This is a genomic window from Streptomyces sp. SJL17-4 (assembly GCF_036826855.1).
Lineage (GTDB): Bacteria > Actinomycetota > Actinomycetes > Streptomycetales > Streptomycetaceae > Streptomyces.
On the sequence record NZ_CP104578.1, the window covers coordinates 625,381 to 650,156 of the forward strand.

Here is a 24,776-nt window from a genome sequence, read left to right on the forward strand (position 1 = left end):
CCGGGTCACCGGCTCAGCAGGACGGCGCCGAGGGCGAGCGCTCCCGGGAGTGCCTGGGCGACCAGGATGCGGCGGTTGGCGGTGAGACCGCCGTAGAGACCGGCGATGACGACGCAGCCGAGGAAGAAGACCTGGACCCGGAAGCCGGTCGGGTCGTCGGCGATCAGGCCCCAGACGAGTCCGGCGGCGAGAAAGCCGTTGTAGAGGCCCTGGTTCGCGGCGAGCGGTGCGGTGGCGCGGGCCATGTCGGCGTCGAAGCCGGAGAGGCCGCGTCCCGGCTTCTTCTCCCACAGGAACATCTCCAGAACAAGGATGTACGCGTGCAGGGCGGCCACCAGGCCCACCAGCACGTTCGCCGTCGTCTCCACCGTCGTCTCCTCGCGTTCACCGCCCGGGATTTCCTGGACAGATGTCCACTATACATGGACAGCTGTCCAGGAAATCGCCTCGTTCGGTCAACAGTGCGTAACGCGAACGGGCTTCTTGGACAGAATGCTTCCTTCCGCCTCGCGACTCTGGGATCTTGCGTCCACCCCACACATCACAGGGCCCGGCGGGCGCCACCCGCGCCACCGGGTCATCGGAGGACGCATTGTTTTCCCTCATATCCAGCCGGTTGAGAACGTCGGCCATGGCCGCCGCGGCGCTCGGTACGACCGTGGCGCTCGCCGCTCCCGCAGGATTCGCCCAGGCAGCACCGACCGACACGGAGCCCGTCGCGGCCCGTTCGGCGGGGGCGACGCAGAGCACCAGCACGACGACACCGGCAGCGGCTCCGGCCGCCTGGGCCGCGGGCACCCGCGCGTACCTGGTGATCACGGCACCCGGCGGCACCTCGGCGGTCAGCGGCGCGGTGACGAGCAACGGCGGTTCGGTCTTCGCCACTTATGACGCGATCGGCGTGATCGTGGCGCACTCGACGTCCGCGTCGTTCGCCTCGGCGATGCGCACGGTCGGCGGCGTCCAGCAGGTCGGGGCGACCCGCACCTCGGACGTCCCCGCCGACGCCTACAACCCGGCGCTCCCGGCCAACCCCGCGCAGTCGACGACCACGCTCACGGAGTCGAACCGCTGGGACATGACGCAGATCAAGGCCGAGCAGGCCTGGGCGGTCACCACCGGTTCGGCGACCGTGAAGGTCGGCATCCTCGACACCGGCGTGGACGACCAGCACCAGGACATCGCGCCGAACTTCAACGCCGCCGACTCGGCCTCCTGCGCCTACGGCAAGGCGGACACCCGCGCGGGCGCCTGGCGTGACGTCGGCACCCACGGCACGCACGTCGCCGGCACCGTCGCGGCCGCCAAGAACGGCAAGGGCGTCATCGGCGTCGCGCCGGGCGTGAAGATCTCCTCCGTCCGCATCGCGGAGCCGTCCAGCAGCCTGTTCTTCGCGGAGAACACGATCTGCGGCTTCATGTGGGCCGGTGACCACGGCTTCAAGGTCACCAACAACAGCTACTACACGGACCCGTGGCAGTTCAACTGCCCGGACAACGTGGACCAGGGCGCCATCATCGAGGGTGTCCGCCGGGCCCAGGAGTACGCCGAGGGCAAGGGATCGCTCCAGGTCGCCGCCGCCGGCAACTCCAACTACGACCTGGCGAACAAGACGACCGACTCCGAGTCCCCCAACGACTCGACCCCGGTCACCCGCACCATCACCAACGCCTGCATCGACATCCCGACGGAGCTCCCGGGCGTCGTGACCGTCGCCGCGCAGGGCAACGGCGGCGCCAAGGCCTCGTACTCGAACTTCGGCAACGGCGTGATCGACATCGCGGCCCCCGGCGGCGACGGCGCCTCCGGCGTCTACTCGACGCTCCCGGGCGGCAAGTACGGCAACATGAACGGCACGTCGATGGCGTCCCCGCACGTGGCGGGCGTCGCGGCGCTGATCGCGAGCACGAACCCCTCGTTCACCCCGGCGCAGATCCGGGACCAGCTGGGCGTCCAGGCCACGGACCGCGCGTGCCCCTCGGACACCCGCTGCAAGGGCACCACGACCAAGAACGGCTTCTTCGGCGAGGGCGCGGTCGACGCCCTGAAGGCCGTCGGGGGCACCACTCCGCCGCCCGGCAAGTACTTCGAGAACCTCACCGATGTCGCGATCGCCGACAACGCCACGGTGGAGAGCCCGATCACGGTCAGCGGCGTGACGGGCAACGCGCCGGCCACGCTCAAGGTGGGCGTGGACGTCAAGCACACCTACATCGGTGACCTGAAGGTCGATCTGGTGGCGCCGGACGGCACCGTCTACACGGTCCACAACCGGGCCGGCGGCGGCACGGACAACCTCGTCCAGACGTTCACGGTCAACGCCTCGGCGGAGGTCGCGAACGGTGTCTGGAAGCTCCGGGTGAACGACAACGCGAGCCAGGACACGGGCAGGATCGACGCCTGGAACCTGACCTTCTGACACTGCCGTTCCGACACGGCGTGACCCCTTGACGGGGCCGGAACCCACGGGGTTCCGGCCCCGTTTCGCGTACCCGCGGGAAAAAGTCCGCACCGAGGGGTAGGCCCACCGGGTCCCCTTGTTATACGTTCCGTCCAACAAGCTTGCTAGACGCACAGTCTAATAAGCGTTCGAGCCGCCGATCGCGCGATCCAAGGAGCCGCACCATGGCAAGCAGCACCGTTCGCCCGGAGAACGAGGGTCGGTTCGACAGCTCCACGGCCGAGCGGCTGCTCGGGTCGGCCGCGAAGCTGTCGTACGACCCCGCCGTCGAGGTCGACTGGGACACCCCCCTCGACAAGGACTTCCACGGCCAGAGCCCCGAGTGGAACTCCCTCTACGGCACGGCCTACTGGAACGAGATGACCGAGGAGCAGCGCAAGGAGCTGACCCGCCAGGAGACCGCCTCGGTCGCCAGCACCGGCATCTGGTTCGAGATGATCCTCCAGCAGATGGTGCTCCGCGACATCTACCTGATGGACCACACCGACCCCCGGTTCCAGTGGGCCCTCACCGAGATCGCCGACGAGTGCCGGCACTCCATCATGTTCGCCCGCGGCTCCCAGAAGCTCGGCGCGCCCGCGTACCGGCCCAAGCGGGCCGTGCTCGAACTCGGGCGCTTCATGAAGACCGTCGGCTTCGGCGAGGCCGCGTACGCCGGAATCCTCGTCGCCGAGGAGGTCCTCGACGTCATGCAGCGCGACTGGATGCGCGACGAGCGGGTCGTCCCCTTCGTCCGCACCATCAGCAACATCCATGTCGTCGAGGAGTCCCGGCACATGAAGTTCGCCCGGGACGAGACGCGCCGCGCCCTCGCCCGCGCGAGCAGGGCCCGCCGGCACTTCCAGGCCCTCGTCGTGGCCATCGCCGCGTACTACATCATCACCAGCCTGGTGAACCCGGAGGTGTACGTACGGGCCGGACTCGACCCCGAGCGGGCCCGCCGCGAGGCGGCCGCCAACGAGCACTACAAGGCACAGCTGCGCGCCAGTTGCTCCGGACTCATGGAGTTCCTGGCCGACGTCGGGATGCTGACCCGGCCCGCGCTCCTCTTCTACCAGCGCGCCCACCTCGTCTGACCCCTCCGAGCCGAGCCCCTCCGAGAAGAGCAGAGCAGAGCCGACGACATGACCTACGCGATCACCCAGACCTGCTGCAACGACGCCACGTGCGTCGCCGTCTGCCCGGTCAACTGCATCCATCCGACGCCCGAGGAACCGGACTTCGGCACCACGGAGATGCTGTACATCGACCCCGAGGCCTGCATCGACTGCGGCGCCTGCGCCGACGCCTGCCCCGTCGACGCGATCTTCCCGGCGGACCGGCTCACCGGACGGCTGCGGGAGTACGAGGCCATCAACGCCGGCTACTACACGGACCGGACGCCCGAACCGGCCCTGGTCTCGCCCAACTTCCACCCGTGGGGCGCGCCCTCGTTCCCCCGCTCACTGCCGGCCGACTTCGCCGCGCTGCGGATCGCGGTCGTCGGCACGGGACCCGCGGGCATGTACGCCGCCGAGGACCTCCTCCTCCACACCAACGCCGAGGTGACCCTGATCGACCGGCTGCCGGTGGCCGGCGGACTCCTGCGGTACGGCGTGGCGCCGGACCACCCGGCGACCAGGGGCGCCGGGGAGACCTTCGCCCGCTTCCACGCCCACCCCCGGGTCCGGATGCGGCTGGGGGTGGAGATCGGCAAGGAGGTCACCGTCGAGGAACTCGCCGCGCACCACGACGCGGTGGTCTACGCGGTGGGCGCGCCCTCCGACCGGCGGCTCGGCATCCCCGGCGAGGACCTGCCCGGCAGCGTCTCGGCGACCTCCGTCGTCTCCTGGTACAACGCGCATCCCGAGACCGGCGCGGACGCCGTCCGGCTCACCGCCGAGCGGGCGGTCGTCGTCGGCAACGGCAACGTGGCCCTCGACGTCGCCCGGGTCCTCGTCACGGACCCCGACGCCCTCGCCGGTACGGACATCGCCGACCACGCCCTCGCCGCCCTGCGCGGCAGCCGGGTGAGCGAGGTGGTCCTGCTCGCCCGCCGGGGCCCCGAGGACGCGGCGTACACGAGCTCCGAACTGCTCGCCCTGAAGCACCTCCCGGGGGTGGACCTGGTCGTCGACGACCGGGACCCGCGCACCGGCGCGACCGTGGACGCGGCGGCGGACGGGGAGAAGGCCGCGCTGCTGAGGGACGTGACGCGGGAGACGGTGGACTGGACTCGGGCCCCCGCACCGGACCGGCGCCGGATCGTGCTCCGCTTCCACTCCGCCCCGGTCGAGGCCGTCGGCACCGACGCGGTCCGCGCGGTCCGGGTCACGGAGGACGGATCGCCGTCCGGTACGGAGATCGAGGCGGGTCTCCTCGTCCGGGCGATCGGCTACCGGGGGGTCCCCCTGGCGGGGCTGCCCTTCGACGAGGCGACCGGGACGGTGCCGCACGAGGCCGGGCGGGTGGCCGGGCTGCCCGGCGGCTATGTCGTCGGCTGGGTCAAGCGCGGGCCCTCCGGCGGTATCGGGGCCAATCGGGCCTGCGCGGAGGAGACCGTCGGGACGCTGCTCGCGGACGCGGTCTCCGGGGCACTGCCGACGCCGACGGGCACGGCACGGGACTTCCACCGACTCGCGCGGAAGCGCAGCCGCCATCTCGTCGACGCGCGCGGTCTCGCGGCCATCGACCGGACCGAGCGGGCCAGGGGCCGGGAGGCGGGTCGCCCCCGGGTCAAGCTCGCCACGCTGCCGGAGCTCGTCGCGGCGGCGCGGGGCAGCCGCCGACGTCTGAAGATCTGAAGGTCTGAAGGTCCGGCCCGGGACGGCGGGCCGGCGATCCACCGCGACGTGGGACGTCAGGCCACGAGGTCCAGGGCCTGGCGGACCACGATCGCGTTGAGCCGGACCGCGAACGGCACGATGTCCGTCAGCTCCAGGGCGACGGCCCGCGCCTTCGGCAGCTCGACGGTCACGTCGACGCAGAAGGCCAGGGCGTACATGTGCTCCCCGGTCTCCTCGTCCTGCAGGGCGAAGAACAGGTCCCGGTAGAACCGGGTCCGCTCCCCCGACTCCTCGTAGAAGGAGAGACCGGGCTGCCCCTCCTGCGCGGCGAGGCCGGTGAAGGCCTGGACGAGCTCCCGCTCGACGGTGGCCCAGAACCCGGCCTCCGCGCACTCCGGCGGAAGCGCCTGCCGGACGGCCTCCTTGAGGGAGAGGACCATGACCAGGACGGGGGCGTACTCCTGGAGCCCCCAGCCCCGCACCATCTTCACCACGGTGCTGTCCGGGACGGCCGCGGCGGCCTCCCGGATCGCCTCGAAGTCGAAGTTGACGGTCGCCGGCGCGATCGCCTCCTGGAACACCCGGTCGATGGACCGGGCCTGCGCGAGATGATCCGCTCCCACCTCGACGACGGTCCTGAAACTGGCGGCCAAAGCTCCTCCTGGGTGATCTCGATGATCAGGAGGGGTCAGTATGCCGAGCACCCGCCCCTCCGAAGGAGCGGCGTCCGCCGTACGGACGGGCAGCGGGTCAGGACCGCTTGCGGGGCTTCCCGCCGGTCCGGCCCCGGCCGGAACCTCCGGCACCGCCGGGCTTCCGGGCCGTGGGCTTGCCCGTACGCGAGCCGGCACCCGGCTTCCCGGACCGGCCGGGCTTGGCCCCGGACTTCCGCTCCTTCTGGTCCTTCGGCTGCTTCTGGCCCTTCTGGGCCTCGGCGCGACGGCCCCGGGTGCTGTTCACCGTGCGGCCGCGCACGATGCCGATGAACTCCTCCACCAGGTCGGGCGCCTCGTCCGCGGCCCGCCACGACAGGGCCACCCGCGACTGCGGGACCTCGGTCAGCGTCCGGTAGGTGAGGTCCTTGCGGTGGTGCAGCCGGGCGAGGGACTGCGGCACGGCGAGCACGCCGACGCCCGCCGCGACCAGCTCGATCGCGTCGGCGGTCGTCTCGGGGCGCTCGTTCGCCGGGAGGCCGGGCAGCTGCTCCCAGCCGAGGGTGTCGTCGAGCGGGTGCAGGACGAGCTCCTCGGCGAGGTCCTCGACCGTGACCTCCTCCGCCGCCGCGAGCAGGTGGTCCTTGGGGATGACGACGACCGTCGTCTCCGTGTAGAGCGGGATGGCGCTCAGGTCGTCCCGGTCCACGGGGAGCCGGACCAGACCGGCGTCGGCCGCACCCTCGCGGAGGGCGCCGAAGGCCTCGGCGGGCGTCAGGGCGAGCAGCGTCAGGGGTACGTCGGGCAGGCGCTCGTTCCAGACCCGCACCCACTTCGAGGGCGTCACTCCGGGCACGTAGGCGAGCCTGAAGGAGGAAGGGGAGGAGGAGGGGAAAGAGGGGGAATCCGCGGGGGAAGCGTCCGAGCCTGTCACTCCGCCAGGTTACCGGTAGCTGCCGTGGTCGGAACTCGCCCGCACGCTCGATACCCTTGACACCATGACGTCGCACCAGAGCACCCAGACGATGAAGCCCGCCACCGCGGCGAAGAAGCTGGGTGTGTACCTCGAGGCCACCCCCGCAGAGTTCCAGGAGGGTGTCGTCTCGCGCACCGAGCTGAACGAGCTCCAGGCCAATCCCCCGGCCTGGCTCCAGGAGCTCCGGCAGAACGGTCCGCACCCCCGCCCCGTGGTCGCGCAGCGGCTCGGCATCTCCATCGCCGGTCTCGCGCGCGGTGGCATCACCGACCCGCTCACCACCGAGCAGATCGAGGAGCTCCGGCAGGAGCTTCCCGAGTGGCTGCAGAAGGAGCGCGCCACCCAGGCGGAGGTCCGCAAGGAGACCGTCCGCATCAAGGAGCGCGACGCGGAGCGCGCCGCGCGCGCCCGAGGCCAGCAGGGCGCCTGACCGCTTCACCGCCGGACCGGTACCGATGGCTTCGCCGTCGGTACCGGTCCGCCGTCGTTTCCCCTCGGATCGGTCGTGACCGGTCCTGACCGGTGTGGCGCACGCGCGGGCGCGGGATCCATTCCCTCATGAGTGACACGAACACCGCGTCCGAGCCGCCCGTCGTCGTCGGTGTGGACGGGTCCGAGCACAGTCTCCGGGCCCTCGAATGGGCCCTGAGCGCCGCCGAGCACCTGGGATCGCCGCTGGTCGTGGCCCATGTGCGCTCCGACGCCCTCCAGCTCGGCGCCGCCCGAATCGCCTCGCTGGGGCCGTCCCCCGAGCTGCCCGACGCGGTCATGGCCGCCGTACGGACGGTCGTCGAGAAGCGCGGGCACTCCATGCCCGTACGGTACGAGTCGCTCGACGGCTCCGTGACGGACGCCCTGCCGGCGGCGGCTCGGGGCGCGCGGCTCCTGGTGACCGGTTCCCGCGGGCACGGCGGCTTCGCGAGCCTGTTGCTCGGCTCGACCAGCCGTACGCTCGCCGCGACGGCGCCCTGTCCGCTCGTCGTCGTCCCGCACGAGGCCCGCGCGGCCGCCCTGGAGGGCGGTGCGGAGGGCGGCCGGGTGCTGCTCGGTCTGCACCCGGAGGAGACTCCGGACGAGGTGGTGGACTTCGCGTTCGAGGCGGCGCGCCACCGGGGCGTATCGCTGGAGGCCGTGACGGCCTTCCGGCTGCCCCCGCAGCCGACCAGTCTCGTCGTCGCCCCGGCGCCGGCGCTCCAGGTGCCGCCACCGCTCCCCCTCGCGGACGACGCGGAGCAGTTCGTACGGGAGGCGGAACGGGAGCAGGAGGAGCGGCTGCGGCCGTTCGCGGAGCGGTGGCCGGAGGTCGGGCTCGTGCGGACGGTGCTGCCCGGGGACGCGGCGGGAGTGCTGGTGGAGGGCTCGCGGGACGCCGGTCTGGTGGTCGTGGGCCGTCACCACCGGCATCGGTTCGGCTCGCTGCTCATCGGCTCGGTCGCCCACGCGGTGCTGCACCACGCGCACTGCCCGGTCGCCGTGGTTCCGCCCGTACCGCAGGAGCGGGCCCGGGCATGACAGTCCCCGACGGTCCGTGTCGGTTCGCGCGGTCGTCGGCCGTCGCCGACGGCTCCGTGCCCGACCGGCCCCGCCGGGGGCCTGGCCAGAGCCAAGACAAGGGTCACGCGGGCCTTCGGACGTCTCCGTCGGCGGGTGCGGCTCTTTCCGGTTGTCCGGTGTAAGAACGAGTTTCCTCCTTTTCGCGCCCGATTCAAGGGGTTATGGGTACTTATTACGGGGGGCTGAGCTGTTCCACCGCTACACGCTCTGGCTCGTCCGGCTCGGGAGGGTGCGGGCGAGCCGGAAGCCCACGTCGTCGATCCGCAGGGTCGGGTGGCTGCGGCGGCGGACCGAGGCCCGGCAGCTCCAGTGCTCGTCGAACCATCCGCCGCCGCGCAGCACCCGGTAGCTGCCGTAGACCTCGGCGTCGTACACGTCCCAGCACCACTCCCACACGTTGCCCAGCATGTCGTGGAGGCCCCAGGCGTTGGGGCGGCGGCCGCCGACCTCATGAAGGCGTTCGCCGGAGTTGCCGCGGTGCCAGGCGATCTCGTCGAGCGGCCCGTAGCGCGGCGCCGTGGTCCCGGCGCGGCAGGCGTGTTCCCATTCGGCCTCGGTGGGGAGGCGGTAGCCGTCGGCGGTCAGGTCCCAGTCCGGTGCCTCGGCGCCGGCGTCGTCCGCCGGGACGCGGTAGGCGGGGCGGAGCCCCTCGTGTACGGACAGCGCGTCGCAGAAACGGATCGCGTCGCCCCAGGACACCCCTTCGACCGGGAGCCGGCCGCCGTGTGCGGTACTCGTCCTCGCGCCCATGACCTGCTCGTACAGTCCCCGCGTGACGGGGACGGAGCCCAGGACGAACGGGCCGACGTCGACCGTCCAGCTCCGCTCCGTACGCCGGTCCGAGAGCGTGACCCGGCCCGCCGGTACCTCGATCATCGCGTGGTCCCCCTGTGTCCTCATGGCCTCGATGGTCGCAGCATTCGGAACGGTCGCGTCGTGTCACCGAGCGGGCGGGGGCGAGCGTGGCTAGCGTGGCTCACAGGAACACGACATCGAATCGGAAACGGGAGTCACCGTCATGGCCGTACGACCTGAGGGCACGCCTGTCTGGGCGGACGCGATGTTCAAGGACGTCGAGCTTGCCAAGACGTTCTACGGCGACGTGCTCGGCTGGACCTTCGGCGAGTCCTCCACGGAATTCGGCAACTACACGCAGGCCTACAAGAACGGGAAGGCGGTCGCGGCCGTCGTCCCGCCGATGCCGGGGCAGGACGGTGCGGAGCAGTCGGCCTGGTGCCTGTACTTCGCGTCGCCCGACGTCGCCGCCACGGCGGAGAAGATCAAGGCCGCGGGCGGCACCGTCCTGATGGAGCCGATGCAGGTCGGCGACTTCGGGTCGATGTGCATCGCGCTGGACCCGACGGGCGCCGCGTTCGGCATCTGGCAGGCAGGGCAGCACGAGGGCTTCGAGCTGGAGGGTGAGAGCGGCGCGTACGTCTGGGCCGAGGTCTTCACCCGCGAGCCGGCGAAGGCCGACCCGTTCTACACCGCCGTCTTCGGCTACAACTCGAAGAAGCTGCAGGACGAGCAGATGGACTTCCGGGTCTTCGACCTCGGCGCGGACCCGGTGCTCGGACGCATGAAGATGACGGCGGAGGACTTCCCGCCGGAGATCCCCTCGTACATCCAGATCTACTTCGCCGTCGACAACTGCGACAAGGCCGTCGAAGCGGCCGAACGTCTCGGCGGGCAGAAGTTGTTCGGGCCGATGGACAGCCCCTTCGGGCGCTTCGCGGCGATCCTGGATCCGCAGGGTGCCGCTTTCGCCGTGATCGACGTCAGGACCACGGTCGGCGAGATGCCCGAGATGGTCTGACCGCCACGGGATGCCGCCTCCGCCCCGGGGCTCCGGTCCCGGGGCGGAGGCGTGCCGGTCAGGCGCTGTCGCGGACCGCGACGATGCCGTTGAAGACACCGACGTACGCGGTGCCGTCGGGGCCGAGGGTGATCGGGGCCCAGTTGTTGTCGTAGGCGAGGCCGGTGCCGGTGAAGCGGCTGAAGACCCGGTCGCCGGTGCGGAAGTCGACGGCCGTGAGGTACCAGGCGTCGATGCCCCAGGAGTGGGGGCGCTTCTCGTAGAAGTAGAGCAGTCCGTTGGCGGTGGAGAGCTTGGGGACGGTCGAGGGCGAGCGGACGTCACTCTCCCAGACGGTGTCGCAGCCGCTGCCGTCGGCGCGGACGTCGATCCGGGTGGCGCCGCCGACGACGCTGCGGCCGAGGAGGAGCGAACTCGGGTTCTCGTAGCCGTAATTGTTCTCGACGACGAGGCTGTTGCCCCAGCTGATCAGGGAGTTGTCGGTGGTGGACGCCCCCGAGCCGAAGACCGGCACCGTGCAGACGAGGCGCTCGGCGGCGGGGACGTCGGCGCCGCGGCGGTAGACGAGGACGTTCATCCGGTCGTCGGCGTTGTCGGTGATGGCGACGTACTCGTCGTGGAGGCCGAAGAGGTCGGGGGTGGTGCCCGAACCCTGGTTCACCGAACCGGGCTTGGTCCCGGTCCCCCGGTCGTACGGCTCGCGCCGGCGCACCCGCGGGACGCCGTCCGCGTCGGCGTCGAAGCTGTACAGGGCGTGGTCGGTGACGAGGGAGACGCCGTCCTCGGCGACGGAGAAGGAGTTCTGGATCTCCTCGCCGTCGAGGCGGATCGCTCGCAGCGCACCGGTTGCCGGATCGACGGTGCCGACGCGGCCGAGGCGGGTGACCCACCAGATGCGGCCGTCCCAGTCCGGCATGACGGAGGTGACGGGGTCGCAGACGCCGCTGGGGAAGAGGTTGGTCCAGGTGACGCAGTCGTGCGGGACGAGGGAGGTGAGGTCCCAGTCGTTCTCGACGACGAACTCCCAGCTGCCGTCGGCCCTCTGACGGTGTGCGATGCGCTGGATGTGCTGCCGGGAGTCGGCGAGGACGACGCGGTCCTGGTGGTCGAGGTAGAAGTAGGCGCCGCCGGACGTGTCCTTGAAGATCCTCTCGAAGTCGAGGCGGGTGACGGCCTCGACGGTGGAGGACCGCTGCGGCAGCTTGTACTCGGCGAGGGTGTCCAGGGTGCGCGGGTCGAGCAGCTTCAGCAGGAAGCCGCTGAAGGTGCCGCACACGGTGACGAGCCGGCCGCCGGAGTCGAAGGTGACGGTGGCGCACTCGCCGCCGACGGGGGCGATCTTCTCGCTGTCCACGCGCGGGTCGCGGCCGAGCGGCCCCGGGTAGGGGTGGGTGCCGCTGCCCGCGCCGTCGGCGTGCATGCCGCTGCGCCCGTTGGGGGCGAGGTACGGGTGCTGGGCGGTGCCCTTGCCCGGCACGGGCCGCGCGGTGGCGGGGGCGCCCTCGTAGTGCTCCACGAGGCGGTGGCCCAGGCCGAGGGGGATCTCCTCGGCCTGGGCGACGGGGGCGGAGCCCACCAGGAGGGCGGCGGCGAGCGCGGTCAGCGTGAGCGCGCGGGCTCGTCTTCGGGGCGGGTGGGTGGCCAATGCGGCTCCTCGGGTTGCTGACAAACTGTCGCACCGGCGGCCGACGCTAGGCCCGAGTCCGTGAGATGTACATGCAACTGCCCTGTGTTTCACAGGCGGTTCATGACGGGGCAATGATCACGGTTTGAGGCTGGAGACCACGTTGGCGGTGGCGGCGACCCCGTTGTGGATGGTCGGCGCCATGCTGGTGCCGGCGAGGAAGAAGCCCAGCAGGGCGCAGACAAGTGCGTGGGTGACCTTGAGTCCGCCGTTCCGCAGGAAGATCACGGCCAGCACCAGCAGCAGCACCACGACAGAAATGGAAACGGCCATCGCGTTCACGTCCCTCCGTCGCCGCACCGGAATTGCGGCGTTCGGCGGACAGTGTGACGGAATGCGCGATCCGTCCGGGCGAATGGCGGGGCGGCCATACGGGTGAGATCCGGCCGGTGTCAGCCGTCGCGGGTCTCGGCGATGCGCGGGCGGCGGACCGCGTCGAGCTCCGGGTCGGCGAGCAGTCCCTCGATCAGGGCGGAGGTCCCGAAGACCTCCGTCGCACTCAGGTCCACGTCGCTGAGGACGAGCCAACTCCCGTCGGCCGCCCACCAGGTGGCGGGGAACCGGAAGTCGGGCATGGCGTCGTGGTGGGCGAGCGCGTCACCGAGCCGGCCGCGCCGGGCGGCCACTTCCTCACCCGGACGGTTCATCACGGGGGGCTGCGCGGCGCCGCAGGGAGTGTCGGGGCCCAGGGGCCCGCTCCTGGCCAGATGTCCGACGAGCCGGGCGAGGGTGGCGCGGTCCAGCTCCGCCGGATCGGGCCCGTCGAGGTCGTCCGCGCCCGCCACGCCCTCGAAGACCAGGTACGACAGGGTCCCCGGCCAGTCGGCGAGCCGTCGGCCCTCCCGCGACAGGACCTGGTCCCAGCGGAGCCGTACACCGTCGTCGTGCACGGGGTGGAGGATCCAGCAGTGGTCCTGGTATCCCGACCGCGGCTCGTAGCCGCAGTCGGCGGCGGCGAGGGCGGCGCGCAGACCGTCCAGGGGGTCGTCCTCGGTGACCGGGGTCCATGGGGACTCCGGGGTCCACCGGGGTTCCGGGGTCACGCGCGCTCCTCGGCGGGCAGGCAGTCCTTCCACTCCACCGTGCGGTCGCACCAGCGGTGCAGCAGGACACGGTCGTGGCCGACGGCGAGGAGGCCGGCGCCGGTCTCGGCGCGGTAGGTCTCGACGGCGGCGACCAGCGCGGCCGTGGTGGAGGCGTCGAGCATCGCGGTCATCTCGTCGCAGACCAGCCAGCGGGGGCGCAGGGCCAGGGCCCGGCCCAGGCAGGCGCGTTGGAGCTGGCCGTCGCTGACCTCGTGCGGGCGGCGGCCGAGGAGGTCGGGGGTGAGGCCGACGGCCGGGGCGAGTTCGGCGAGGCGGGCGGCCGCCTCGGTTCGCCGGCCGGTGGCGCGGAGGGGTTCGACGAGCAGGTCGGCGAGGGTGAGGCGCGGGTCGGCGGCGGTGCGGGGCTGCTGGAACACGACGCCGACGGCGGTGCGGAGTTCGCGTGGCGCCCGGTGCCGCCAGGCCGTGACCTCGGTGCCGTCGAGGACGAGGCGGCCCGCGTCCGGGCGGTGGAGGAGGGCCGCGACCCGGGCGAGGGTGGACTTGCCGCAGCCGCTGGGGCCGAGGAGTCCGACGGACTCGCCGGGGGCGACGGTGAGCGAGGCACCGCGGAATACGGGGGCGCGGCGGTCGTATCCGGCGGTGACGGTGTCGAGTTCAAGCACGGGGGTGCTCCGGGTGGTGGCAGGCCAGGCCGGCGGTGAACGCGGGGCGGTCGGCGCAGAGTTCGGTGGCGAGCGGGCAGCGTGGGGCGAACGCGCAGCCCTCCGGCAGCGCGGAGAGCTCCGGCGGCATGCCGGGGATCGGGGTGAACGCCCGGTCGGGCAGCGCGTCGAGCAGACCTCGGGCGTACGGGTGGCGGGGGCCGGCGGGGCCGAAGAAGCGGTGGGCGGGGGCGATCTCGACGATGCGGCCCGCGTACATGACGGCGACCCGGTCGGCGATGCGTGCGGCGGCGGCCAGGTCGTGGGTGATGAGGAGCAGGGCGCGGCCGTCGTCGGCATGGCGGCGCAGTTCGTCCACGGTGCGGTCGACGAGGTCGCGGTCGAGGCCCGTGGTCGGCTCGTCGGCGAGCAGCAACCGCGCGTCGCCGATGAGAGCGAGGGCGGTGGCGGCGCGCTGGGCGAGCCCGCCGGACAGCTCGTGCGGATACCGGTCGAGGTGCCCGGCCGGGAAGGCGGCCCGCTCCGCGGCGTCCTCGGCGGCCTTCCGGCGGGCCCGGCGGGAGGTTCCGGTGAGTGCGCGGACGGTCTCCTCCAGCTGGGACCGTACGGTGCGGACGGGGGTGAGGTGGGCGGCGGGGCTCTGCGGTACGAGCCCGACGCGGCGGCCCCGTACGGTGCGGGCGAGGGTCTTCTCGCCGACCGCGAGCAGGTCGGTCGCGTCGGCGCCCTCGGGGCCCGCGAGCAGGGCCGTACCGGACGTCTCGGCGTTGGCGGGGAGCAGCCCGAGGAGGGCGGAGGCCAGCACGGACTTGCCGCAGCCGCTCTCGCCGACGAGGGCGAGGCACTCCCCCGCGCCGAGGTCGAAGTCGGCGTCGCTGACGGCCTCGACGGTCCGGCCGCCGCGCAGCCGGAAGCGGACGCTCAGGTCGCGGACGCTGAGGACCGCGCCCTCCGCCCGTTCGGCGGAGACGGCTTCGAGGGCGCGGAGCACGTTCTCGGCGGTCACAGCATCAGCTCCGATCGGCGGCGCGGGTTGAGGCGGTCGCGCCAGACGCCCGCGAGGCCGGCGATGGCGAGCGTCGGGACGATGAGCAGCACGCCGGGGAAGAGGGTCGGCCAGCCGTATCCGGCGAGGAGCGAGGAGCGCGCGTTCTGGACGAGGTTGCCGAGGCTCGCCTGGTGGCTGGGGAGGCCGAGGCCGAGGAAGGACAGCGCCGACTCGTGCCACATGGCGTGCGGGACCATCAGGACGGCCGCGAGTCCCGCCTGCGGCAGGACGGCGGGCAGCAGGTGGCGGACGGTGACGCGCCACCGTGTGGCGCCGCCGGAGATCGCGGCCTCGACGAAGGGCCGGGTGCGCAGGGAGAGGACCTCGGAGCGCACGATCCGGGCGGTGGACAGCCAGTGGGTGACGGCCACGGAGGCGATCACCGGCCAGACGCCGGGCCGGAAGAGGGCGACCACGAAGATGCCGAGCAGCAGGTGCGGCACGGAGGAGAAGGCGTCGACGAGCCGCATGAGGGTGCGGTCGGTCCAGCCGCCGAGCGCCCCGGCGGCCGCGCCGACGGCGGTGCCGACGACGGTGGCCACGAGCGCGGCGACCAGGCCGACGAGCAGCGAGACCCGCAGTCCGTAGACGCAGCGCAGCAGCAGGTCACGGCCGAGGTCGTCGGTGCCGAAGGGGTGGTCCCAGGACGGCGGGAGGAGTTTCCGCGAGAGGTCGACGGCCTGTTCGTCGAGCTGGACGAGCGGCGGGACGACCAGGACCGCGAGGAGGACGACGCCGACGACGAGGGCGGAGCTCCAGAGCCGCAGGCGGTGGGTGCGCGGGTCAGCCATCGAAGCCCACCCTCGGGTCGGCGAGTCCGTACAGGAGGTCGGAGAGGAGGTTGCCGAGGAGTACGGCGGCGGTGGCGAGGACCGTGAGCGCGGCGAGCAGCGGGAAGTCCACGGAGGTCGCGGCCTGGACGGTGGCGGCGGCGATGCCGGGCCAGCTGAACACGGTCTCCACGAGCAGGGCGCCGGTGATCAGCTCGGGCACGCGGGAGCCGATGAGGGTGAGCATGGGCAGCATCCCGGAGCGCAGGGCATGGCCGGTGAGGACGGTGGGTTCGCGCAGGCCGCGGGCGCGGGCGCCGCGTACGGGGTCCTCGTCGAGGGCGTCGCCGACGCCCTGGCGGACGTAGAGGAAGAACCACGGCAGCTGGGAGATGCCGAGGACGAGCGCAGGCAGGACGAGGTGGCGGGCGACCTGGTCGAAGGTGACGGTGTCGCTGGCGGTGTCGGTGAGCCCGCCGGCGGGCAGCGCGCCGAGCTTCAGCGCGAAGAACCAGATGGCGAGGAGGCCGAGCCAGAAGGCGGGGGCGGCTTCCAGGGTGTACGCGACGGAGCTGACGGCCCGGTCGATCAGGCCGCCGCGGCGGCGCCCGGCGAGGACACCGAGGAGGGTGCCGAGGGCGATGGCCATGAGGAACGCGGTGACGGCGAGGAGGACGGACCAGCCGAGGCGTTCCCCGATGACCTCGGCCACGGGCCGGCGCATGACGGCGGAGTCGCCGAGGTCGCCGGTGAGGGCGGAGGTGAGCCACTCCCACCAGCGGGTGAGGAGGGGCCGGTCGACGCCGAGGTTGGCGCGGAGCTGGTCGAGGTTCTCCTGCGAGGCGGTGAGTCCCGCGGTGCCGGCGTAGGCCTTGACGGGGTCGAACGGGGAGGCTTCGGCGACGGCGAACACCGCGAGGGTGACGGCGAGGAGGACGGGGACGGCGGCCAGGGCGCGCCGTCCCGTCATCCGTGCCATGGCCCCCCAGGGGAGGCTGTGGCTCACTTCTTCGTCGCTCCGGTGCTCTTCGGCTTCCACGTCTCGACGTTCCACCAGGGGCCGGAGGCGAGACCGTGGTCGTGCGGCTCGGTCTGGGTGCTCGGACCGTCCCATGCGTCGTTGACGACGTAGAGGTGGTCGATGTGGGTGAGGAAGGTGTAGCCGGGGTTCTTCACCAGTTCGCGCTGGACGGTGTCGTACGCGGCGCGGCGCTTGGTGAGGTCGTTCGTGCGGCGGCCGTCCTGGAGGGCGCGGTCGACGGCCTTGTTGTCGTACCAGGCCATGTTGTTGAAGCCGTCGCCGGCGAGGCTCGACGTCAGGAGCAGGTACTGGTCGAAGTCGGGGTCGCCGGGCGCGCCGCCGCCGGCGAGGACGGCGTCGGTCTTCATCCGGGGCTCGATGACCTCCCAGGTGCCGGCCTGGGCGGTGATGTCGATGCCGGCCTTCTTGGCGTCGGAGACATACGCGAGGGCGTGGTCCTGGCGGAGCTTGTCGCCGGAGAGGTACCAGAGCGGGAAGGCGGCGCGGACGCCGTTCTTGACGCGGATGCCGTCGGGGCCGGGCTTCCAGCCTGCCTCGTCGAGGATCTTCTGCGCGCCGGCGAGGTCGTGGCGGCGCTCGGTGCCCTTCGCGAACCAGGGGCTGTCGGTGGGGACGGGCCCGTAGGCGGGCTTTCCGGCGCCTTCGAGGATCTTGTCGACCATGGCCTGCCGGTCGACGGCGATGTCGAGGGCGCGGCGGACGGCGGTGTCGCCGGAGACCTTGTGGTGGGTGGGGAGCGTGACCGTGCGGTAGTCGTAGGTCTTCGCCCGCCAGGTCTTCTTCGCCTTGTCGCCCTTGAATCCGGCGGCGAGGTTGGGCGGCAGGACGGCGCCGTCGAGGTCGCCGGCGCGGAGCCGGGTGGCGCGGACGTCGTCGTCCTTGATGATCGCCATGGTGAACTTCTTCACCGCGGGCGCGCCGTTCCAGTAGGTCGGGTTGGCCTTGAAGCTGAGCTTCTCGCCCTTGGACCAGCCGGTGAGGACGTAGGGGCCGGTGCCTATCGGCTCGGTGGTGAAGGCGCCGGTGTTGACGTCCTGCTTCGCCACGACGTGCTCGGGGGCGATGGCGTGGACGGTGCGCTCGGCGAAGGGCGCGTAGGGGTACTTGAGGTGGAAGACGACGGTGTCGTCGCCGACCGCCTCGACGCTCTTGAGGGCGTCGAGTTCGGTGCGCGAGGCGTTGTTCGTCTTCGGGTCGAGGATCGTCCGGTAGGTGAAGACGACGTCCTTGGCCGTGAACGGGGCGCCGTCGCTGAAGGTGACCCCGTCGCGGAGGGTGTACGTGTAGGTGAGTCCGCCGTCGCCGATGTGCGGCAGCTCGGTGGCGAGCGCCGGCCGCAGCTTCATGTCGGCGTCGAAGGCGAGGAGCCCGTCGAAGATCTTGGAGTTGCCGTCCTTGCCGTAGCCGAGGAGGGGGCTGAGGGTCTCGGGCTCGTAGGCGATGCCGACGACCGCGGAATCCTTGGGTCCGCCGGAGGCCCCGGCGGTGGAGCCGGGGTTCGAGCAGGCCGCCGCGGTGAGGGCCACGGCCCCCGCGAGCGTCGCGGCGGCCGTGCCGCGGAGGAATCGGGCGGTCATCGTGTCCACACCCCTTTGGAGATCAACTGTTATTGCGAACAGCTTGCAATTAAACAGTATGTAAAGGGGTGAGGCTGCAGTGGGCCCCTTACTACGTGAGGAGGTCCGCCCCTACCGCGTCATGGCGGTCCACGCCGCCGCGGCCACCACCCGCGCGATGTCGCGCGCGTAGCCGGGATTGACCGTCCGGTCGGCGGGCAGGTGGTAGTTCGGATTGGGCTCCGGGATCGTTCCGGGGCCGGGGCCCGCGAAGAAGTCCTCCGACGCGAGGCAGGCGGCATATCCCTGGACGTGGAAGCTGTAGTGGTCGCTCCGCTCCTGGGCGGGGTCCGCCCCGCCACCCGGCCCGGGGTAGATCTGCGCGGGCGGCAGGCTCGGCGAGATCTGCGCGGCCATGGCCGCCATCAGGTCGGCGATGCGGAGCGAGCGCGTCTGCACGTCGTCGGAGAGCGTGAAACCGGCGTGCAGCTCGAAGGTGGCCGGCGGCGCGACATCGTGGCCGATCATGTCCATCTGCAGCACCGCCACGATGTCGGTGTCGAGCAGTGCCTGGTCCCGGGCGTACGCGATGCTCCCCACCCGGCCGTGCTCCTCGGCGTTGAAGAGCACGAAGCGGACCTCGCGCCGACGAGGCGGCTCGGTCTCGTCCACGAGGCCGAGTATCGCCGTAAGGCCGGCGAGGACTCCGGCGACGCCGCTGGCATCGTCGTCCGCCCCCGGGGCCGGGTCGACGGAGGCGCGGTAGCCGGGCTGCCGCGCGGCGGTCGAGTCCAGGTGCGCGGTCACCAGGACGACGCCGTCGGCATCGGCACCCGTGCCCGCGAGGACCGCCTCGACGTTCTCGTACGCACGCCCCTCGTGGATGAACGGGTGCGTCCGGACAGCGAGTCGGCCCGCTGCCTCCGCCGTGATGTCGTCGACCAGGGCACGCACCGCGACGACGTTGTCCGGGTGGTGGATGTGCCGACTGCGGATCATGGTGTCCCCCGCGACCGGCTCCACGCCGGAGTGGCGCGCCACTTCGCGTTCGATGCGCGCGGTCGTGACGTGACGCTCGATCAATTCCCTTTCGGCGGTGGTCAACGAGGGGGCCGCGAAGGCGGGGAAAGCGGAGGAAAGGCCCTCCCCACGGGCACGCGCGTCGAGCAGCGAAGGCGCGGGAACGAGCTTGGAGTTGTGGCCGTGCCGCGCGTCCCGGAAGTGGTATCGCTCCACCGAACCGCCGCCGGGGATCGCGATCACCAGCCCCTCGATCGTGGAACTGAGCACGCGCCGCGCCGCCGAGGCGCCGCCGAAGCGGTCGGCGGAGTTCCCGGCGCCCGAACCGAATCCGGCGGCGCTCCGGCGGTCGTCACGCAGCAGGTAGAGATCGGTCGTCAGCGGTTCGTCGTCCCGGCCGAGGCGGTCGACGAAGAAGCCGAGATCGTCCAGTCGCAGAGCCGTCGAAACATCCGCGACGGCGTACACCTCGACCTCGTACGCATCTCCGCCCGCCGCGGCGATGTGCAGCGGAACCACGGGCTGCGACCGCAGCGCCGCCCGCCAGTCCCCGTCCTTCGCTCCCGCGGGCACGCGGATACGCAGATAGCGCAGCGGAGCACCGCCGTCGAGCACGGTGAGCGCGAGGCTCGGATGGGGCGCGACCAGGAAGTCGGCGCGGAGGGCGAAGGCCCGCTCGGCGGCGTCCTCTCCGACGAACAGCAGTCGTGGCCTCTCGCCGGCCGTGCCCGCTCCGGCCGCGACCGCCGCCTGCTCGAAGAGCAGAGTCGAGTCCTTCTTCCCGTACAGGATCAACTCGGGCTCGAAAGAGGGCAGTAGACCGGCACGATCGAGCGCCGCGCTGACGGCGGCCTCGGGAACGGTGCCTCGATCGGAGAGGATTCCCAGGCGTACGTCCCTGGCGCGGAGATCCGCCAGCACGCCGGGTACGTACGGGTAGACGAGGAGATCCACGTTCTCCCGGCCGTTCGACGACACGCGGACGGATCCGACCGTGCCGCCTATGTCGAGGAAGGCGACGGTTTCGATGTCAGGCATGGATACAACTCTCCTGACTCCCCGTCTTCCACGATGGCCCTTCGATTCCACGGGCGCAACCGCACATCTCCCCAGGAATACGTATTTGAAGATCTCTGAGCCAATTGATGGAACTTCAGGAACTCGGTATCGACGGGGCGAGAGAAGGCGGGCAGCATATTCGGAAAGAACTGCCGAATAGACGAAAGGATGGCCGTTCGTGCCGCTTCCCCAATGCACCCCTGCGCACTGCCATACCCTTGACCCGGAGATTGCGGAAGTTTGTCGAGACATCGCCTGGCCGGCTGGATACCCCATTCCCACCAAGGGCCCTGACGGGAAGATCTGTACGTGCAGCTGTTCGTGTCTGGCGTTCGGGACGATGGTGGAGGGCAGTAACGCGTTCAAGGCGATCGAGACGTTCGTCGTCGGGGACGAGATCATGGCCACGGGTGTGGACCTGGACTGGTCCCCGCGACCGGTCGTGTTCTCCGCGGGCACCACGGGTGCCTCACGGCAGAAGAACACGGTCCTGGTCCGGTACCAGAACACCGCGATCGCGGTGACCCACGACCATCTGTTCCTCCTGGCCGGCGAGGACAAGGAACTCAAGCGCGCGGACCGGCTGACGACCCAGGACCGGCTCGTCTCGCCCGACGGCCAGGCCGTGGAGATCAAGGGAGTTCACATCGGCGAGTACCTGGCCGGGTTCCACCACGTCGCGGCCACGAACACCGACCCGATCGGCGAGGGCCTGGAAGGGCACCTGCTCAACACCAACGGGATCGTCTCCGCCGACTACGCCGTCCAGGTCACCGCGCTGAGCCAGAGCGTGGCCGGGTTCCGCGCGGACCGCAACGAGTCCGCGCCCGTGGTGGGCTCGGACGAATACATCGCGGCCCATGGCCGGGAGTGTCTGCAGACCCCGGAACTCCCCGCGGGTTTCGACGGTCAGAGCGCGATCTCGATCGCGAGTGTCAACGCCGCCGACGCGGACCTGGCCAGCGGCACGTTCATCCCCGCCGAGGCCACCCTCGTGCGTGTTCCCGACGACGCGTGCAGCTTCCTGCCCCCTGACGTCGCCGAGGCGAAGAAGGCCTCCCCGAAGCGGAGTTTCAGCGACGCCACCTCACGCGAACTCGCCGAGAACCTCATCACCCACCACCGCGCGTTCTACCCCGACGTCACCTACCACCTCGACTGGGCGAGCACCGAGGTCAATGCCTATGCCTGGGTCGAGAACGGTGTGAGGCACGTCGACCTCAAGGGCGGACTCGTCCGCGACATGGACCTGGAGATCGAGGGCGTTTCCCTCGTCCTCGCTCACGAACTCGCCCACCACTACGGCGGCCCGCCCGTCGGCGGCAGCGGACTGTCCTGCGAGGGACAGGCCGACTACCGCGGTGTCAGCGTCGTCATGCGCAAGGTGTGGTTCCAGGAGCACTACTTCCTGATGGCGGACCCCGCCATCGCGCAGATGGCCGCCTTCTTCGGCGTTCCCAACAGCCCCACCGCCCCCGGCGGCAGCGCCGGCTGCGCCCACCCCGCAGGCGCCTGCCGCATCGCGACCTACCACGCCGCCGTCACCTTCACCGGAAAACCCGCCTGCGCAGGCTAGCGGCAGAGAAGCGGTGAACGAACGTGACCGAGCATCGATCCGATCCGGGATCGGTACGGACCAAGGAGTCTGGAACGAAGATGGCCACATCGCATGCTTCTCAGGACGCGTCGGCGGCCCCGGAGGAAAGCCCCGCGAGCATCGCGCGGCAGTTGGGGATCCCGCCCCAGCGGCTGACGGAATCGGTGCTGACACGCATCACGGAGGACCCCTTCTACCTCCACCACCTCGAAATGTGCCGGACCGACCCCATGATGCTGGACCTCCTGCTGGGTCCTGAGACCGCCGAACCGGCGCCTTCGGCCATCCGCACCGGAGAGCTGCTGTCCCGCGCGAGCGTCGCCATGGCGCGCTGGGCCGCGTCCGGCTTCGGCCGGGTCTCCGACGAGGTGCACGAGAAGCGGATGGACGCCTGTCGGGGCTGTGAGCACCTGTCCCTTCCGTCCACGAGCAAGCTGTACCGCCTGACAGGTACAGCCGCCCGGGAGAAGAGCGTGTGCGGGCTGTGCGGCTGCGACGTGCGCCGCAAGACGAAGCTGCCCACCGAGAGCTGCCCTGACGGCCGATGGGCAGCGGAGAGTGACTGACCAGCAGGTCGATCGGCCGGTCCGGGTCGTGGACAACGGGGTACGCAGCTTCATCCCGCCCACGTTCTGCTTCGAGCTCATCGACGCGTCGGAGGTCCTCGTCGCCACGGTCTCGCGTGTCACCTGGCACGGGAGGGGCCTCTCGGACTTCGACGCCACCACCGCTCTCCAGTCGGAATCCCTCTGGGTGACGGGATCCGTATCCGACTACGACGCGGGACCGCAGGCCCGGGAAACCGGCAGAGGGTTCACGATCACGGACTCGGTCGAAGCCCCGTAGACCGCGCGAACAAGGTGGCCGCCAGGATTCCTGGCGGCCACCTTCGCGTACGACTAGAACCAGAGGTAGAAGTCAGCGAGCTCCTCGCGGGCCTCGGCGCCCAACGCGACCAGCCTCTCCGCGGGAGCGGCATCATGCAGCGGAAGGACCATTTCCTCCTCGTGGGCACGAATGTTCTCCAGGACAAGGGGGGCGAGCGTCCTGGTCCGTTCGAGGAACGAGGCGAGTTCTCCGTCCTGGCGAAGCGCGATAAGTTCGAAATGCCCTCGATGAACCTCGTGATCATCGACAAGGAACCTCTCCACCAGCGCATCGCCATCCGGCAGGAATTCCCTTACCGCCGGGTAGAGGTAATTGTCGTCCAATAGCCCACGAATGTTGTTCAACATGAACACAAAGGGGACCTGGTCAATACTGACCCCGTCCTCCTGCATCCAATAGGACTTGACCTTGCCGTGGGCCTTGAAGATCTCGTCGATCAGAGTACGTTTCTCGACTGCGCTCCGCAGCGGACTCGGGGACAACGAGTCGGCGGCCCCTCTTCCCGCAGCTGCCCGCACGGCATCGATTGGATCCGGCGCGTCCATAACGGAACGGACGATTTCCTTGAAGAGAGACTCGGCTTCCGTCGGAAAACTCACCGACACACTCGCTTTCCGGATTCGTGGTGGTGACTCCAGGGGGGCGCTCGACCGGGAAGGCGATCCCGGTCGAGCGCCCGTTCACGGCCCGCTCACCCGAAGGTGGGCGACCGGTCCGCTAGCCTGCGCAGGCGGGTTTTCCGGTGAAGGTGACGGCGGCGTGGTAGGTCGCGATGCGGCAGGCGCCTGCGGGGTGGGCGCAGCCGGCGCTGCCGCCGGGGGCGGTGGGGCTGTTGGGAACGCCGAAGAAGGCGGCCATCTGCGCGATGGCGGGGTCCGCCATCAGGAAGTAGTGCTCCTGGAACCACACCTTGCGCATGACGACGCTGACACCGCGGTAGTCGGCCTGTCCCTCGCAGGACAGTCCGCTGCCGCCGACGGGCGGGCCGCCGTAGTGGTGGGCGAGTTCGTGAGCGAGGACGAGGGAAACGCCCTCGATCTCCAGGTCCATGTCGCGGACGAGTCCGCCCTTGAGGTCGACGTGCCTCACACCGTTCTCGACCCAGGCATAGGCATTGACCTCGGTGCTCGCCCAGTCGAGGTGGTAGGTGACGTCGGGGTAGAACGCGCGGTGGTGGGTGATGAGGTTCTCGGCGAGTTCGCGTGAGGTGGCGTCGCTGAAACTCCGCTTCGGGGAGGCCTTCTTCGCCTCGGCGACGTCAGGGGGCAGGAAGCTGCACGCGTCGTCGGGAACACGCACGAGGGTGGCCTCGGCGGGGATGAACGTGCCGCTGGCCAGGTCCGCGTCGGCGGCGTTGACACTCGCGATCGAGATCGCGCTCTGACCGTCGAAACCCGCGGGGAGTTCCGGGGTCTGCAGACACTCCCGGCCATGGGCCGCGATGTATTCGTCCGAGCCCACCACGGGCGCGGACTCGTTGCGGTCCGCGCGGAACCCGGCCACGCTCTGGCTCAGCGCGGTGACCTGGACGGCGTAGTCGGCGGAGACGATCCCGTTGGTGTTGAGCAGGTGCCCTTCCAGGCCCTCGCCGATCGGGTCGGTGTTCGTGGCCGCGACGTGGTGGAACCCGGCCAGGTACTCGCCGATGTGAACTCCCTTGATCTCCACGGCCTGGCCGTCGGGCGAGACGAGCCGGTCCTGGGTCGTCAGCCGGTCCGCGCGCTTGAGTTCCTTGTCCTCGCCGGCCAGGAGGAACAGATGGTCGTGGGTCACCGCGATCGCGGTGTTCTGGTACCGGACCAGGACCGTGTTCTTCTGCCGTGAGGCACCCGTGGTGCCCGCGGAGAACACGACCGGTCGCGGGGACCAGTCCAGGTCCACACCCGTGGCCATGATCTCGTCCCCGACGACGAACGTCTCGATCGCCTTGAACGCGTTACTGCCCTCCACCATCGTCCCGAACGCCAGACAGGAGCACGGACAGGTACAGAGCACGCCGTTGATGTCACGGGTGGGAACGGGGGTGCCGCCCGGCCAGCCGGCTGCCGTGCACGCGGCCTGGATCTCCGGATCCACGGTGTTGCAATGCCCGCCATCGCAGGGGGGAAGTGCCATGAAGGTCTCGCCTTTCGAGGTCGAAGGTCTCTCGCTTCCCCCCAGCAGATCGCTCCCGCTC

24 protein-coding genes are annotated in these 24,776 nt (G+C 71.0%); 9 read left to right on the plus strand and 15 right to left on the minus strand.

The window, feature by feature from the left end:
- Window positions 1-5: 5 nt before the first annotated feature.
- A complete protein-coding gene (locus tag N5875_RS02520) occupies window positions 6-368 on the minus strand; it encodes a DUF1304 domain-containing protein (protein ID WP_030313028.1) in 363 nt (120 codons plus the stop codon).
- A gap of 263 nt (window positions 369-631) precedes the next feature.
- Here N5875_RS02520 and N5875_RS02525 point away from each other — a divergent pair, with 263 nt between their 5' ends.
- The 3 genes from N5875_RS02525 to N5875_RS02535 all read left to right on the plus strand — a co-directional run bounded on the left by N5875_RS02525 (window position 632) and on the right by N5875_RS02535 (window position 5,244).
- A complete protein-coding gene (locus tag N5875_RS02525; protein WP_318210572.1) occupies window positions 632-2,419 on the plus strand; it encodes a S8 family serine peptidase in 1,788 nt (595 codons plus the stop codon).
- Between the two features lie 206 nt (window positions 2,420-2,625).
- Complete coding sequence (locus N5875_RS02530; RefSeq protein WP_338491576.1) at window positions 2,626-3,537, plus strand: diiron oxygenase; 912 nt, start codon at window positions 2,626-2,628, stop codon at window positions 3,535-3,537.
- A gap of 48 nt (window positions 3,538-3,585) precedes the next feature.
- A complete protein-coding gene (locus tag N5875_RS02535) occupies window positions 3,586-5,244 on the plus strand; it encodes an FAD-dependent oxidoreductase (RefSeq protein ID WP_338491578.1) in 1,659 nt (552 codons plus the stop codon).
- Window positions 5,245-5,300: 56 nt separating this feature from the next.
- Here N5875_RS02535 and N5875_RS02540 read toward each other — a convergent pair whose 3' ends face one another.
- Window positions 5,301-5,879 carry a Type-2Aa cytolytic delta-endotoxin gene (locus tag N5875_RS02540; protein WP_318210575.1) on the minus strand — a complete coding sequence of 193 codons (579 nt, stop codon included), beginning with the start codon at window positions 5,877-5,879 and terminating at the stop codon, window positions 5,301-5,303.
- A gap of 97 nt (window positions 5,880-5,976) precedes the next feature.
- Window positions 5,977-6,813, minus strand: a complete 837-nt coding sequence (locus tag N5875_RS02545) for a LysR family substrate-binding domain-containing protein (protein WP_318210576.1) — start codon at window positions 6,811-6,813, stop codon at window positions 5,977-5,979.
- 64 nt (window positions 6,814-6,877) lie between these two features.
- On the opposite strand from N5875_RS02545, the gene N5875_RS02550 reads away from it, so the two are divergent.
- A complete protein-coding gene (locus N5875_RS02550; protein ID WP_318210577.1) occupies window positions 6,878-7,285 on the plus strand; it encodes a DUF5997 family protein in 408 nt (135 codons plus the stop codon).
- 128 nt (window positions 7,286-7,413) lie between these two features.
- Window positions 7,414-8,367 (plus strand): universal stress protein, encoded by a 954-nt coding sequence (locus N5875_RS02555; protein WP_338491580.1) that lies wholly within the window; start codon window positions 7,414-7,416, stop codon window positions 8,365-8,367.
- 240 nt (window positions 8,368-8,607) lie between these two features.
- On the opposite strand, the gene N5875_RS02560 is transcribed toward N5875_RS02555, so the two are convergent.
- Complete coding sequence (locus tag N5875_RS02560; protein ID WP_338491581.1) at window positions 8,608-9,309, minus strand: SUMF1/EgtB/PvdO family nonheme iron enzyme; 702 nt, start codon at window positions 9,307-9,309, stop codon at window positions 8,608-8,610.
- 118 nt (window positions 9,310-9,427) lie between these two features.
- Between N5875_RS02560 and N5875_RS02565 the strand changes: the two genes are divergently transcribed.
- Window positions 9,428-10,225, plus strand: coding sequence for a VOC family protein (locus tag N5875_RS02565; protein ID WP_318210580.1), 798 nt, complete (start codon window positions 9,428-9,430; stop codon window positions 10,223-10,225).
- Window positions 10,226-10,283: 58 nt separating this feature from the next.
- Here N5875_RS02565 and N5875_RS02570 read toward each other — a convergent pair whose 3' ends face one another.
- The 9 genes from N5875_RS02570 to N5875_RS02610 all read right to left on the minus strand — a co-directional run bounded on the left by N5875_RS02570 (window position 10,284) and on the right by N5875_RS02610 (window position 20,094).
- On the minus strand, window positions 10,284-11,870 hold the full coding sequence (locus N5875_RS02570) for a hypothetical protein (protein ID WP_338491583.1): 1,587 nt from the start codon (window positions 11,868-11,870) through the stop codon (window positions 10,284-10,286).
- A 117-nt stretch (window positions 11,871-11,987) separates the two neighbouring features.
- Window positions 11,988-12,182 (minus strand): hypothetical protein, encoded by a 195-nt coding sequence (locus N5875_RS02575; protein ID WP_015038168.1) that lies wholly within the window; start codon window positions 12,180-12,182, stop codon window positions 11,988-11,990.
- Window positions 12,183-12,301: 119 nt separating this feature from the next.
- Complete coding sequence (locus N5875_RS02580) at window positions 12,302-12,952, minus strand: hypothetical protein (RefSeq protein WP_338491587.1); 651 nt, start codon at window positions 12,950-12,952, stop codon at window positions 12,302-12,304.
- Entirely contained in the window at window positions 12,949-13,620 is a 672-nt protein-coding gene (locus tag N5875_RS02585; RefSeq protein WP_318210584.1) for an ATP-binding cassette domain-containing protein, read from the minus strand. The genes N5875_RS02580 and N5875_RS02585 overlap by 4 nt, the downstream gene beginning before the upstream one ends.
- Entirely contained in the window at window positions 13,613-14,611 is a 999-nt protein-coding gene (locus N5875_RS02590; protein WP_318210604.1) for an ABC transporter ATP-binding protein, read from the minus strand. Before N5875_RS02590 ends, N5875_RS02585 begins: the two co-directional genes overlap by 8 nt.
- An 11-nt stretch (window positions 14,612-14,622) precedes the next feature.
- Complete coding sequence (locus N5875_RS02595; RefSeq protein WP_318210585.1) at window positions 14,623-15,459, minus strand: ABC transporter permease; 837 nt, start codon at window positions 15,457-15,459, stop codon at window positions 14,623-14,625.
- Window positions 15,452-16,444: an ABC transporter permease gene (locus N5875_RS02600; protein ID WP_338491590.1), complete on the minus strand. Its 993-nt coding sequence runs from the start codon at window positions 16,442-16,444 to the stop codon at window positions 15,452-15,454. The genes N5875_RS02595 and N5875_RS02600 overlap by 8 nt, the downstream gene beginning before the upstream one ends.
- The gene (locus N5875_RS02605; protein WP_338491591.1) at window positions 16,441-18,057 is read right to left on the minus strand and encodes an ABC transporter substrate-binding protein; all 1,617 of its coding nucleotides are present in this window, start codon (window positions 18,055-18,057) and stop codon (window positions 16,441-16,443) included. The genes N5875_RS02600 and N5875_RS02605 overlap by 4 nt, the downstream gene beginning before the upstream one ends.
- A 111-nt stretch (window positions 18,058-18,168) precedes the next feature.
- Window positions 18,169-20,094, minus strand: coding sequence for a M28 family peptidase (locus N5875_RS02610; RefSeq protein WP_338491592.1), 1,926 nt, complete (start codon window positions 20,092-20,094; stop codon window positions 18,169-18,171).
- Window positions 20,095-20,455: 361 nt separating this feature from the next.
- Here N5875_RS02610 and N5875_RS02615 point away from each other — a divergent pair, with 361 nt between their 5' ends.
- The 3 genes from N5875_RS02615 (at window position 20,456) to N5875_RS02625 (ending at window position 22,558) form a co-directional block, all read left to right on the plus strand.
- On the plus strand, window positions 20,456-21,691 hold the full coding sequence (locus N5875_RS02615) for a hypothetical protein (protein WP_338491594.1): 1,236 nt from the start codon (window positions 20,456-20,458) through the stop codon (window positions 21,689-21,691).
- A gap of 80 nt (window positions 21,692-21,771) precedes the next feature.
- Entirely contained in the window at window positions 21,772-22,278 is a 507-nt protein-coding gene (locus tag N5875_RS02620) for a hypothetical protein (RefSeq protein ID WP_318212959.1), read from the plus strand.
- Window positions 22,271-22,558 (plus strand): hypothetical protein, encoded by a 288-nt coding sequence (locus N5875_RS02625; protein WP_318212960.1) that lies wholly within the window; start codon window positions 22,271-22,273, stop codon window positions 22,556-22,558. The genes N5875_RS02620 and N5875_RS02625 overlap by 8 nt, the downstream gene beginning before the upstream one ends.
- Before the next feature lie 53 nt (window positions 22,559-22,611).
- On the opposite strand, the gene N5875_RS02630 is transcribed toward N5875_RS02625, so the two are convergent.
- Window positions 22,612-23,199, minus strand: coding sequence for a hypothetical protein (locus N5875_RS02630; RefSeq protein ID WP_318212961.1), 588 nt, complete (start codon window positions 23,197-23,199; stop codon window positions 22,612-22,614).
- Between the two features lie 118 nt (window positions 23,200-23,317).
- Window positions 23,318-24,715, minus strand: coding sequence for a hypothetical protein (locus N5875_RS02635; protein ID WP_338491597.1), 1,398 nt, complete (start codon window positions 24,713-24,715; stop codon window positions 23,318-23,320).
- Window positions 24,716-24,776 lie beyond the last annotated feature (61 nt).

Bases quoted from the DNA above. Each gene is read 5' to 3' on its own strand.
- N5875_RS02620 (WP_318212959.1), top strand. From the start codon at position 21,772: ATGGCCACATCGCATGCTTCTCAGGACGCGTCGGCGGCCCCGGAGGAA.
- N5875_RS02605 (WP_338491591.1), bottom strand. From the start codon at position 18,057: ATGACCGCCCGATTCCTCCGCGGCACGGCCGCCGCGACGCTCGCGGGG.
- N5875_RS02610 (WP_338491592.1), bottom strand. From the start codon at position 20,094: ATGCCTGACATCGAAACCGTCGCCTTCCTCGACATAGGCGGCACGGTC.
- N5875_RS02550 (WP_318210577.1), top strand. From the start codon at position 6,878: ATGACGTCGCACCAGAGCACCCAGACGATGAAGCCCGCCACCGCGGCG.
- N5875_RS02615 (WP_338491594.1), top strand. From the start codon at position 20,456: ATGGTGGAGGGCAGTAACGCGTTCAAGGCGATCGAGACGTTCGTCGTC.
- N5875_RS02635 (WP_338491597.1), bottom strand. From the start codon at position 24,715: ATGGCACTTCCCCCCTGCGATGGCGGGCATTGCAACACCGTGGATCCG.
- N5875_RS02555 (WP_338491580.1), top strand. From the start codon at position 7,414: ATGAGTGACACGAACACCGCGTCCGAGCCGCCCGTCGTCGTCGGTGTG.
- N5875_RS02560 (WP_338491581.1), bottom strand. From the start codon at position 9,309: ATGAGGACACAGGGGGACCACGCGATGATCGAGGTACCGGCGGGCCGG.
- N5875_RS02595 (WP_318210585.1), bottom strand. From the start codon at position 15,459: ATGGCTGACCCGCGCACCCACCGCCTGCGGCTCTGGAGCTCCGCCCTC.
- N5875_RS02525 (WP_318210572.1), top strand. From the start codon at position 632: ATGGCCGCCGCGGCGCTCGGTACGACCGTGGCGCTCGCCGCTCCCGCA.
- N5875_RS02565 (WP_318210580.1), top strand. From the start codon at position 9,428: ATGGCCGTACGACCTGAGGGCACGCCTGTCTGGGCGGACGCGATGTTC.
- N5875_RS02530 (WP_338491576.1), top strand. From the start codon at position 2,626: ATGGCAAGCAGCACCGTTCGCCCGGAGAACGAGGGTCGGTTCGACAGC.
- N5875_RS02575 (WP_015038168.1), bottom strand. From the start codon at position 12,182: ATGGCCGTTTCCATTTCTGTCGTGGTGCTGCTGCTGGTGCTGGCCGTG.
- N5875_RS02535 (WP_338491578.1), top strand. From the start codon at position 3,586: ATGACCTACGCGATCACCCAGACCTGCTGCAACGACGCCACGTGCGTC.